The sequence below is a fragment of the Lentzea californiensis genome (assembly GCF_024648825.1).
In the GTDB taxonomy this organism is placed as follows: Bacteria; Actinomycetota; Actinomycetes; order Mycobacteriales; family Pseudonocardiaceae; genus Lentzea; species Lentzea californiensis.
On sequence record NZ_JANBBE010000004.1, the window covers coordinates 523,564 to 534,798 of the forward strand.

Consider the following 11,235-nt stretch of genomic DNA (forward strand, 5'->3'; position numbering starts at 1 on the left):
CGTCCCCGATCCGGAGGGAGGTGATTAACCCAGTGCCTTGGTGACGGCCTCGGCCGACGGCGGGACCGTCGCGCGCGGGCCGATCGTGTCGCCGAGCGCGTCGAGGGTCTTGAGGCCGTCGCCGGTGATCAGCAGTACGGTCTCGGCGTCCGGGTCGAGCTGGCCCGACTCGAACAGCTTCTTCGCCGTCGCGACGGTCACGCCGCCGGCGGTCTCGGCGAAGATGCCCTCGGTGCGGGCGAGCAGCTTGATGCCCTCGACGACCTCTTCGTCGGTGACGTCGTCGATGGCGCCGTTGGTGCGACGCACCGCGTCGAGCACGTACGGGCCGTCGGCCGGGGCGCCGATCGCCAGCGAGCGGGCGATGGTGTCCGGGCGGACCGGGCGGATGACGTCGTGGCCCGCCTTGAACGCGGCGGAGATCGGGGAGCAGCCGGTGGCCTGCGCGCCGAACACCTTGTACGGCGTGGCCTCGACGAGGTCGAGCTGGCCGAGTTCGCGGAACGCCTTGTCGACCTTGGTGAGCTGCGAGCCGGACGCGATCGGCACGACGATCTGGTCGGGCAGGCGCCAGCCGAGCTGCTCGGCGACCTCGTAGCCGAGCGTCTTCGAGCCTTCCGCGTAGTACGGGCGGACGTTGACGTTCACGAACGCCCAGTCTTCGTTCTCCGCGGCGAGCTCCTGGGCGAGGCGGTTCACGTCGTCGTAGTTGCCGTCGACGGCGATCAGGGCGCCGTCGTAGACGGCACTCATGAGGATCTTGGCGCGCTCGAGGTTGGAGGGGACTAGAACGACGGACTTCCAGCCCGCACGGGCGGCGGCCGCGGCGACGGCGTTCGCCAGGTTGCCGGTGGACGGGCAGGCCAGCACCTTGAAGCCGAGTTCGCGGGCGGCGGCGAGCGCGACGCCGACGACGCGGTCCTTGAACGAGTGCGTGGGGTTGCCGGTGTCGTCCTTCACCCAGATCTTGCGGACGCCCAGGGCCTTGGCGAGGTTGTGCGCCTCGACCAGGCGGGTGCCGCCGGGATCGGTGTTCGGGTGCTGTTCCACAGTGGACGGAACAGGGAGGAGGCCGCGGTAGCGCCAGATGGACCTGGGGCCGGCCTCGATGTCCTCGCGCCGGATCTTCCCGAAGTCGTAGGCCACTTCCAGCGGCCCGAAACACTCGAGACAGGCGTACTCAGGAGCGAGAGGGGTTTCGTTCCCACACTCCCGGCACAGCAGTGCCCGGGCAGGGCCGAGGTCGAACTTCGTGCTCGTGGGCACAGTGACAGCAGTCATCGCGAGGTATCTCCTCATCTTTCCCGCGAAATCGAACGGGTCGGAATTGGCACCGTGATCGTCCGCACATAGCTCTGCGCTAGTGCTTACGCCGGTTGCCGGGGCTTCTACGGGCCGTTCCCTCTGCCCCTCTGGATGAGCGGTATTCAGTTGTGGCCATCAAGCTACGGCATCTGTCCGTTGCCGAGCCACAAATGCCCACGATCCGGGACGTGGAAGGATGCGGAGCGTGAGCGCACCGGAGTCACTGCACCTCGTCGTCGGCGAGGAGGAGTTGCTGGTCGAACGTGCTGTTCGGGCGGCTCTCGAGGCCGCGCGGGAGGTCGATCCGACCGCCGACCTGACCCGCGTCCAGGTGACTGATCTCACGCCTCCCGAGCTGGCCGAACTGGTGAGTCCGTCGCTGTTCGCGGAGGGCCGCGTGATCGTCCTGCAGAACGGGCAGGACATCAGCAAGGAGGTCGCCGACATGGTGCTCTCCTACGTCAAAGCACCCGCGGACGGTGTCACGCTCGTTGTCCTGCACACGGGCGGTGGTCGCAGCAAGGCGGCCAAGGACCTGCCCGGACAGCTGAAGAAGGCCGGCGCCGCGGTCACGGAGTGCGGCAAGGTCACCAAGCAGGGTGATCGCGAGGCGTTCGTGCGCAACGAGGTGCGGCGCGCGGGCGGCAAGATCGACTCTGAGGCCGTCGCCACGCTCATCGACGCCGTGGGCACGAACCTGCGCGAGCTCGCCGCGGCCTCGTCGCAGCTCGTCTCCGACACGGACGGCAAGGTGACGGTCGAGGAGATCCGCCGCTACCACCAGGGCAAGGCCGAGGTGACCGGGTTCGCCGTCGCGGAGAAGGCCGTCGTCGGTGACCGGGCGGGCGCCATGGAGGCGTTGCGCTGGGCCATGCAGCTCGGCGTGCCGCACGTGCTGGTCGCGGACGCGCTGGCGGACGCGGTGCGCACGGTCGCGCGCGTGTCCGCGGTGGGCCGCGCCGACCCGTTCAGCCTGGCCGGGCCGCTCGGCATGCCGCCTTGGAAGATCAAGAAGGCGCAGGCCCAGTCCCGCGGCTGGGACCAGTCGGGTCTCGCCGACGCGATGCAGGTGGTCGCGGGCCTCAACGCCGACGTGAAGGGTGTGGCGGCCGACGCCGACTACGCGCTGGAGCGTGCCGTGCTCCGGATCGTGGCCGCGCACAGCCGCCGCTGACCTAGCCGGATCACGACTGGCGCGGGATCCCGATCAGGTACTGGGCACCCGTGAAGCCGGGTTCGACGCCGATCGTCCACTCGAACGACTCGGTGCCGTCCAGGCCGTCGACGATCTGCCGCAGTTCCGCGCGCCCGTACATGCGCAGGAACGACACGACGCTGTCGAAGAACATCATGAACGGCAGCACCGGCACGAGGTAGGTCAGCGCCAGCCGCAGCAGGTACCGCGGCAGGGGGTTGCGCTGGAACGGCGCCGCGAGCAGGACGGCCAGCGTGAGGAAGAACGGGAACACCAGCACGTAGAGCCACGACCGCTTGGTGTCGACGACGACCATCGGCTGCCGGGTGTCGACAGCGTTCTGCAGCATGCGCGCGGCCAGCACGGGCGGGAAGTGGTGGAAGGCGCCGTAGATCGTCCGCGTCCCCTCCAGCCGGCAGTCGGTGGCGTCGACGGACGTGGGCAGGTGGTCCACCGAGCAGCACGGATCAGGGAGCCGGCGCCGGTTCTGCGCGGCGGCGCGCTCGAACGCGGGCACGTTCGGCACCAGATCCGTCAGCGTGACCTGCGTGTGGACGCCCTGCGCGTGCAGCCGCCGCTGGATCAGCGGCACCGGGCCGCCCGAACCGGCGCAGAGGTCGACGATCCGGTGGTCCGCGCCCGACCGCAACGCCAGCGCCAGCGGCCGTGAGTACTCGCGCGCGGCGTCCGTCAGCCGGTAGATCGTTATGATCGACTCGGTGTGCAGGGTCCGCAGCACGGGCGGGGTGCCGTCGAGGTCGTGCAGCTCGAAGAAGTCGATCCGCGGAAGCGATTCCATGGACCTACGCCTACCGTGCCCGAGGCCACATGCGAAAGGGCTCCACTTCCCGGAGGAGGTGGAGCCCTTTGCAGAAGCTGGAAGCGCTACGAGCGAGCTCAGCCCTCGAGGGAGTTCGCGCGCAGGGCCATCGCCGACTTCTTGTTGGCGGCCTGGTTGGCGTGGATGACGCCCTTGGTGGCGGCCTTGTCGAGCTTGCGGGACGCGTCCTGCAGCAGCTCCAGGGCCTTCGCCTTGTCACCGGCCTCGGCAGCCTCGCGGAACTTGCGGATGGCCGTCTTCAGGGACGACTTGACCGACTTGTTGCGAAGGCGAGCCTTCTCGTTGGTCTTGATCCGCTTGAGCTGGGACTTGATGTTCGCCATGCGACATCACCCTTCTTGTCGAAACCGGAGTTCGTGACGCGCTATGTCGGCACCGGCCACAAGGGCCAGGTCTCCTCCACGGCGGAGAGCCGCGCGTTCACGACGACGAAGGATATCAGGCCAGCTCAGCGCACCGTGAAGGTGGCCTTCTCGGCACCGACCACCGCCTCGTAGCCACCACGGGCGACCTCACGGCGCCCGTCACCGTCCACGTCGCCGACGGTCAGGGCCAGCTGCGCGAGCTTGAACGACACATCGACCTGCTTCGACTGTCCCGCAGCGAGTTCCACGCGGGTGAAGCCCACCAGACGGGCATCGGGAGTCAGCACCGGCGAGGCCGGCTGGCGCACGTAGACCGGCACCACCGCGGTGCCCGCACGCGTACCGGTGTTCGCCACCGTGAACTTCACCACGCCGTCACGGCGATCGACGGACACCGAGGTTCCCGATGTCGTGAACGACGTGTACGACAGCCCGTGCCCGAACGCGTAGAGCGGGTCGTACTTCGCACCCGCCGAGGTGTTCGCGCCCGGCAGCTGGTCGTAGGTCAGCGTCGGGTCGCCCAGCGCCTTCGGCCACGAGATCGGCAGCTTGCCGCTCGGGTTGACCGCGCCGAACAGCACGTCGGCGATCGCCCGGCCGCCCTCGCTGCCCGGCAACCAGCCTGCGACCAGCGCGTTCGCGTCGGCCACCGCACCGAGCACCTGCGGACGCGCGGTGAGCAGCACCACGACCACCGGCTTGCCGGTCGCCTGCACCGCGTCCACCCACGCCTGCTGCTCGGCCGTGAGCACCGGGTTCTCCGTGTCGGCGGGACCCTCCGCACCGGGCTTCTCTCCCAGCACGACGACGACCGCGTCCGCACCGTCGGCCTCAGCCACCGCCGCGGCCTGAGTCGGGGCGTGCACGACGGACGCACCGGGAACGGCCTCGCGAACACCGGTCAGCACGGTCGCGGTCGGCGGCAAGGGCGAGTCGTCCGGCACGCCCTGCCACTCGACGGTCCAGCCACCGAGCTGACGGCGCACGTCGTCCGCCGTCTCACCGGTCACGACGATCTTCTTGGCAGCAGGGGAAAGCGGCAGCACGCCGTCGTTCTTCAGCAGCACGGTGCCCTCGGCCGCCGCCTGGCGAGCCAGCGAGCGGTCCGCGTTCACCACGTTGCCGTCGGCCTTGGCCGGGTCGACGTAGGGCTTCTCGAACAACCCGAGGTCGAACTTGAGCTTCAGCACCCGCCGCACGGCCTGGTCGATCCGCCCGCGCGACACCGAACCGTCGCGCACGTTCGCCAGCAGCAACGACGTGAACTCGGCCGCGTTCGACGGCTCCATCGCCATGTCCACACCGGCGTTGACGCTCATCGCGATCGCCGTCTTGTAGTCGGGCGCGACCTTGTGCCGGTCCACCAGGTACTTCATGTCCTGCCAGTCCGAGACCGCGACACCCTTGAAGCCCATGCGGTCGCGCAGCTGCGTCTGCAGCATGTACTTCGACGCGTGTACCGGCACACCGTTGAGCGAGCCGGAGTTGATCATCACGGTCTTCACGCCCGCGTCGAACTGCGCCTGGAACGACGGCAGCACGAGGTCCTGCAGCTGCCGGATCGGGACCTGCGCCGCCGCGCGGTCGTGCCCGTTCGCCGGCGCCGAGTACCCGGCGAAGTGCTTCGCCGTCGCAGTCAGCTGCGCGGTGTCGTCCACCCTGGCCTGCTGCCCGCGCACGTTCGCCGCCGCCAGCTGCCCGGACAGGAACGGGTCCTCGCTGTAGGTCTCGTAGTAACGGCCCCAGCGCGTGTCCCGCGCGATGTCGGACACCGGGGCGAAGTTCCAGAAGACACCGGTGGCGCGCAACGCCTTCGACGCCGACACACCGATCTTCTCCTGCAGCCCGGGGTCCCACGTCGCACCGAGCCCGATCTGGTGCGGGAACATCGTCGCGGAGATGACGTTGTTGTGCCCGTGCACGCCGTCCGCGCCGTAGATGATCGGGATCTTCAACCTGTTGTGCTCCAACGCATAGCGCTGGATCGCGTTGTTCATCTCGGCCCACGCCCTGGGCGTGTTGTCGAGCGGCGCGTCACCACCGCCGGACAGGATCGAGCCCACGTGCGCGTCGGCCAGCACCGCCTTGAGGCAGGAGTCGACCAACGGCCCGTTGACGTTGTTGCAGTCACCGCGCAGCTTCCCGACGCGGATCTGGGCCATCTGCCCGATCTTCTCCTCGAGCGTCATCCTGCGCAGCAGGTCCTCGACCCGCCGCTCGGCTGACGCCCGACTGTCCAGATAGATCTCCTTACCCGCTGCGAGACCGCCCGCCGGTGTCAGCGACGCGATCACCACAGCCAGGCCCAGCACGCCGAGACCGGCGCGTTTGCGGGAGAACAAAGTCAAGACTCCTCCACGTTCCCGGTGCGCCCGCCGCACACCATCGCGTGGAGGAGTCAGCCAGCACACCCCCGAACGGCTGAACTGAATGACAGCGTTTTCATGCTGGTGAAACGCCTGTTCAGCCGCCCAGGATCGTGCGCGTCAGCAACTGTTTTTCGTCCGTCATCTCAGCCAATGCGGCCGAAATCGTCGGTTCGTCGAGCCGGACGCGCTCCACGCCGGGTTGCTCGTCCAACGCGAGCAGCGTCGCCCGCCGCACGAGCTCCTTCACGAAGGACGCCGTGACGCCCTCGCTCGCTGCCACGATCGCCGAGGCGTCCGGAAGATCGAGATCCGTGCGGGACGCGTAGAGCCGCAGCAGCCGTTCGCGAGCCTCCGCATCGGGTAACGGCACGTGCGTGGCGAGGTCGATCCGGCCGGGCCGCTGGGCGAGGGCCTGCTCCATCACGTCCACGCGGTTCGTGGTGAGCACGAACGTCACGTCCGCCTCGGAACCGACGCCGTCCATCTCGTTCAGCAGCTCGAACAGCGCCGGGTTGCCGAACTCGGTGTGCCGCCGGTCCTCCGCGATCAGGTCGACGTCCTCGACGACCACCACGGACGGCGCGAGCTTCCGCGCCATCGACGTCGCCACCTTCAGGAGTTTGAACATCGCGATGCCGCTCAGCACGATCACCGTCGTGGACTCCAGCCGTCCCATCAGGTACCGGATCGTGTGCGTCTTGCCGGTGCCGGGCGGGCCGTGGAGCAGCAGTCCGCGTTTCAGGTGTTGCCCGTGTGCTCTCAGCCGTGCGCTTTGTTCTGCCGTGCGCACGACGTGGCGTTCGATGGCGTCGAGCACGCCCTCTGGCAGAACGACGTCCTCAGGCCGCAACGACGGTCTCGGCAGGAACGTGAGGAGCTGGTTGCGCCGGTGCTCGCTCAGCCCGAACGCCATCACCTTGCCCTGGAACAGGTTGTGGCGGGCGATGTGTCCTTCGACCGCCTCGCGCGTGGCCGTCGCTATCTCTCGCGACCCCGCCAGCACCTGCAGCGAACACTGGGAATCGCAGTCCTCGCCCGGACCCTGCAGCGCGATCACCACCGGGTCGCCGTCCGGTGACCGCGAGAGGACCAGTCCGAGCTGCACCGCCTCGACCGCGGTGTCCGGGCCGGTGGCCACCGTCGCGTAGTCGACGGGACCGAGCCCGAAGCTGCCGTCGTGGACCGCCCCGCTCAACATGTCCACGAGGTACTGGAACGCGCGCTTCCCCGCTATGCCGAACCACTCCGACCCCGGGGAGTGCTCGGCGACGTACGTTTCGATCCCGCGGTGGACGTTGACGTGTTCCCAGGCCATGAACTTGGCCGTGACCGTGGGAACCCGTGCCATCGGAATGCCTATGTGCCCGGATACCTTCCGGACCAGCGTCGACTCCGCGCCGTCGGAGACCAGTTTCCTGGCCTCCTCCAGCAACCCCTGCAGAGCCGACGCGAGCGATCGTGCGTCAGATGTGTGGAGATCCGTCATCGATTCCACCGTACGCACTAACCCTCTGGTCCGGCCTCGGCGTTCTCCTCGGGATTCTTCGGTGGCCTGCCCCGACGAGGCATTTTCTTTGCCTCATTGGGCAACCGGCCCGCCTCCGCCAGCGCACGCCGCAGCAGGAACTCGATCTGCGCGTTGGTGCTGCGCAGCTCGTCGTTCGCCCACCTGCTCAACGCGTCGTGCACCGCCGGATCCAGCCTGAGCAGAACGCTTTTGCGCTCAGCCATCAGGTGTAGAGCGATCCCGCGTTCACCACGGGCTGGGTGGATCGGTCACCGCACAGGACGACGAGCAGGTTCGAGACCATCGCCGCCTTGCGCTCCTCGTCGAGGTCGACGACGTTGTGCTCGGCGAGCCGCTCCAACGCGAGCTCGACCATGCCGACGGCGCCTTCCACGATCCGCGTCCGCGCCGCCACGACCGCGCCGGCCTGCTGCCGCTGCAACATGGCGTGGGCGATCTCCGGCGCGTACGCGAGGTGGGTGAGCCGCGACTCGATCACCTTCACGCCGGCGGACTGCACGCGTGCCGAGATCTCGATCGCGAGCGTCTCGGTGATCTCGTCCGCGTTCTCCCGCAGCGACAGACCGGTCTCCTCATGGTTGTCGTACGGGTAGCTGTTCGCGATGTGCCGCACCGCGGTCTCGGTCTGGATGCCGACGAACCGCACGAAGTCGTCGACCTCGAACCGTGCGCGCGCGGTGTCCTCGACCTGCCACACGACCACGGCCGCGATCTCGATCGGGTTGCCGTCCGCGTCGTTGACCTTGAGCGTCGCCGTCTCGTGGTTGCGGATCCTGGTCGAGATCTTCTCCCGCGTGGTGAACGGATTCGCCCACCGCAGACCGTCCGTGCGCACCGTGCCCACGTAACGCCCGAGGAACTGCAGCACCCGCACCTCACCCGGCGCGACGGTGAAGAGCCCCTTCCAGATCAGCGATCCCGCCAGGAACAGCAAAACCATGATCACGATGATCGCGCCGGACGGGTCACCGCCGTCGGCCGCCGTGCCGATGACGCCGTCGACCAGCAGCCACACGCCCACCGCGAACACCGCCAATCCCGCGAAGAACACCGGCAGACCCGACAAGTCCCGTGCGCGCTTCTCCCGCACCACCGGTGCAGGCATCTGCACCGTCGTCTCCACTACTGCGCTCATGTGACCCCCTGTCAAAGTACTATCTAAGTGATATCACTTTTCCGGGGTGACCGCCAGTTACGCTGGATCGCATGAGGGCGAAGAAGCAGCGCGTGGCGGCGTACGGGGTGTGCATCAACGAGCGCGACGAGATCCTGCTGGCGCGCTGGCTTGGCCCAAAGGGCAAACGTTGGATCCTGCCCGGAGGCGGCATCGACCACGGCGAGCACCCGTACGACGGGGTCGTCCGGGAGATCGAGGAGGAGACCGGGTACCTCGCCGAGGTGGTCCGCCTGCTCGGCATCGACTCCGAGCTCCGGGAGGAGCCCGACCGCGACTACCACGCGCTTCGCATCATGTACGAGGTGCGGATCGTCGGTGGCGAGCTGCGCAACGAGGTGGGCGGCACGACGGACCTCGCCCAGTGGTTCCCCCTCGCAGACATCGGACAACTGGAGCGAGTGCCGTCGCTCGACACTGCCCTTGGTTTGTACCGGACTACCCCACCTGCCGGAATCTTGCGCTAGCTTGGGTCTACCGCCGCCGCGGACCCAACATCGGAGTTGGCGAATGATCCGATCACTGGCCGCAGTCGGCGCGGCCGCCCTGCTGTCGTCCTTCGTCCACGTACCTGCCTTCGCTGCCGTCGTCGGCGTGTCGGACGTGTCCTCCTTGCAGGCCGCGCTCGACACCGCGCGACCCGGTCAGCGGATCGTGCTGGCCGACGGCGTGCACGCTCCCGCCGAGCCCATCAAGATCACCACGCCAGGCGTCACCGTCGCCGCGAAGAACGTCGGTCGCACGGTGTTCACGCGGGGCGGCTTCGAACTCGGGGCCGTTCGAGACGTGACGATCGAAGGCTTCGTCTTCAACGGGAGCAGCACGCTCTCCGTCCCGGTGGAGGCGCAGGCCACGCGCATCACCCGGAACACGTACAACGGGAACAAGGACGGCGCCTCGCTCTCCGTCAGCGCCGACGACGTCCAGGTCGACCACAACACGTTCTCGAACCGCAGCAACGAGGGCGTCTACCTGCAGATCACCGGTCCGGGCAGTGAGATCGCCAAACGGACCTGGGTGCACCACAACTACTTCTACAACCACAGCTTCACCGGCGCGAACGGCGGCGAGTCGATCCGGCTCGGCTATAGCCACAAGCAGTCGAAGTCGGCGTACGCGGTCATCGAGCACAACCTGTTCGAGAAGGCGAACGGCGACCCGGAGGCGATCTCCGTGAAGGCCTCCGACAACACGGTCCGCTTCAACACGATCCGCGACAGCAAGGGCTACATCGTCCTTCGTCACGGCAACCGCACCACCGTCGAGGGCAACCTGCTGTTCGGCAGTGGCGTCCGGTTCCACGGGAACGACCACAAGGTGTTCAACAACTACGTGCAGAACACCGGGGACCGGGCGATCGTGTTCGGAAAGGGCTCGGAGACGGACAGCGGCCCGTCCTCCACATCGCACGACCGTCCCGACCGCGTGACGGTCGCGTTCAACACCCTCGTCGGCACGGGCGCCGTGGTCGACAGCGACACCGGTACTTATGCACCCAAGGACTGCGTGCTCGCGAACAACGTCATCCAGGGCTCGTCGTCGAAGCTGATCGACATGATGAGCGGCTCGACCGTGAAGTACGAGGGCAACATCGTGTGGGGCGGCACCGCCGGCATTCCGTCCGGGTACAGGTCCGTGGACCCGAAGCTGGTGCGCGACTCGAACGGTCTGTTGCGTCTGGCCTCCGGAAGCCCGGCGGTCGACACCTCGGCCGGCACCTACTCCTATGTGACGCGTGACTTCGACCTGCAGTCGCGCTCGGGCAAGCCCGATGTCGGGGCCGATGAGCACAACTCTTCTGCGGTGAGGAAGCCGCTGACGAAGGCCGACGTCGGGGTCTCCGCGCCCTGACGAACGCATTTGTCCTGGTGACCGCACGTTTCGCGGTCACCAGGACCCCCCGATTTGGAGATCGAAACACCCCCGTGTAATGTTCTCCATGTCAGAGCGACACGGGCCGGAAAGACAGACCGGAACGAGCCTGGCAAAAACCGGAGAGATAAAGCCTCCTAGAGGCCGATTTGACACCGGCGAGCAAGACCAAATAAGCTTCAGCAACACAAGCCCCGGAAGTAAGTCAGCGAAAAGCTGATGTGACTGCGGTGTGCGCGTGTTCTTTGAGAACTCAACAGCGTGCCGAAACACAGCCAGTAATATATGAATTACCTCCTCGTCGAGGTAGTTCCTTTGAGGCAAGACTAGATTGATGCCAGACATATTCCGTCTGGAGCGATCAAACACAATCCTTATTGGAGAGTTTGATCCTGGCTCAGGACGAACGCTGGCGGCGTGCTTAACACATGCAAGTCGAGCGGTAAGGCCCTTCGGGGTACACGAGCGGCGAACGGGTGAGTAACACGTGGGTAACCTGCCCTGTACTCTGGGATAAGCCTTGGAAACGAGGTCTAATACCGGATATGACACCGAACTGCATGGTTTGGTGTGGAAAGTTCCGGCG

At 67.3% G+C, this 11,235-nt stretch carries 10 protein-coding genes, 1 rRNA gene and 1 riboswitch; of the genes, 4 read left to right on the top strand and 7 right to left on the bottom strand.

Translation table 11 applies throughout. The features are described 5' to 3' along the window. Positions 1–24: 24 nt before the first annotated feature. Positions 25–1,281 carry a threonine synthase gene (gene thrC / locus LX88_RS19485; RefSeq protein ID WP_258949179.1) on the bottom strand — a complete coding sequence of 419 codons (1,257 nt, stop codon included), beginning with the start codon at positions 1,279–1,281 and terminating at the stop codon, positions 25–27. An 11-nt stretch (positions 1,282–1,292) separates the two neighbouring features. Next, positions 1,293–1,423: riboswitch (SAM riboswitch) on the bottom strand. Between the two features lie 78 nt (positions 1,424–1,501). On the opposite strand from thrC, the gene holA reads away from it, so the two are divergent. Continuing rightward, on the top strand, positions 1,502–2,479 hold the full coding sequence (holA, locus tag LX88_RS19490) for a DNA polymerase III subunit delta (RefSeq protein WP_258949180.1): 978 nt from the start codon (positions 1,502–1,504) through the stop codon (positions 2,477–2,479). 10 nt (positions 2,480–2,489) lie between these two features. Here holA and LX88_RS19495 read toward each other — a convergent pair whose 3' ends face one another. From LX88_RS19495 to LX88_RS19520, 6 genes are all read right to left on the bottom strand, one after another. Continuing rightward, positions 2,490–3,299: a class I SAM-dependent methyltransferase gene (locus LX88_RS19495; RefSeq protein ID WP_258949181.1), complete on the bottom strand. Its 810-nt coding sequence runs from the start codon at positions 3,297–3,299 to the stop codon at positions 2,490–2,492. 98 nt (positions 3,300–3,397) lie between these two features. Further along, positions 3,398–3,664, bottom strand: coding sequence for a 30S ribosomal protein S20 (gene rpsT, locus LX88_RS19500; RefSeq protein WP_030479455.1), 267 nt, complete (start codon positions 3,662–3,664; stop codon positions 3,398–3,400). 125 nt (positions 3,665–3,789) lie between these two features. Beyond that, positions 3,790–6,054 carry a glycoside hydrolase family 3 N-terminal domain-containing protein gene (locus tag LX88_RS19505; protein ID WP_258949182.1) on the bottom strand — a complete coding sequence of 755 codons (2,265 nt, stop codon included), beginning with the start codon at positions 6,052–6,054 and terminating at the stop codon, positions 3,790–3,792. A gap of 115 nt (positions 6,055–6,169) precedes the next feature. After that, positions 6,170–7,561: an AAA family ATPase gene (locus LX88_RS19510; RefSeq protein WP_258949183.1), complete on the bottom strand. Its 1,392-nt coding sequence runs from the start codon at positions 7,559–7,561 to the stop codon at positions 6,170–6,172. 17 nt (positions 7,562–7,578) lie between these two features. Then, the gene (locus tag LX88_RS19515) at positions 7,579–7,806 is read right to left on the bottom strand and encodes a type II toxin-antitoxin system antitoxin (protein ID WP_258949184.1); all 228 of its coding nucleotides are present in this window, start codon (positions 7,804–7,806) and stop codon (positions 7,579–7,581) included. Beyond that, a complete protein-coding gene (locus LX88_RS19520; protein WP_258949185.1) occupies positions 7,806–8,738 on the bottom strand; it encodes an SPFH domain-containing protein in 933 nt (310 codons plus the stop codon). Before LX88_RS19520 ends, LX88_RS19515 begins: the two co-directional genes overlap by 1 nt. A gap of 71 nt (positions 8,739–8,809) precedes the next feature. On the opposite strand from LX88_RS19520, the gene LX88_RS19525 reads away from it, so the two are divergent. The 3 genes from LX88_RS19525 to LX88_RS19535 all read left to right on the top strand — a co-directional run. Next, the gene (locus tag LX88_RS19525; RefSeq protein ID WP_258949186.1) at positions 8,810–9,244 is read left to right on the top strand and encodes an NUDIX hydrolase; all 435 of its coding nucleotides are present in this window, start codon (positions 8,810–8,812) and stop codon (positions 9,242–9,244) included. 43 nt (positions 9,245–9,287) lie between these two features. After that, a complete protein-coding gene (locus tag LX88_RS19530) occupies positions 9,288–10,628 on the top strand; it encodes a polysaccharide lyase 6 family protein (protein ID WP_258949187.1) in 1,341 nt (446 codons plus the stop codon). A 395-nt stretch (positions 10,629–11,023) separates the two neighbouring features. Then, a 16S ribosomal RNA gene (locus LX88_RS19535) occupies positions 11,024–11,235 on the top strand; the annotation flags it as partial.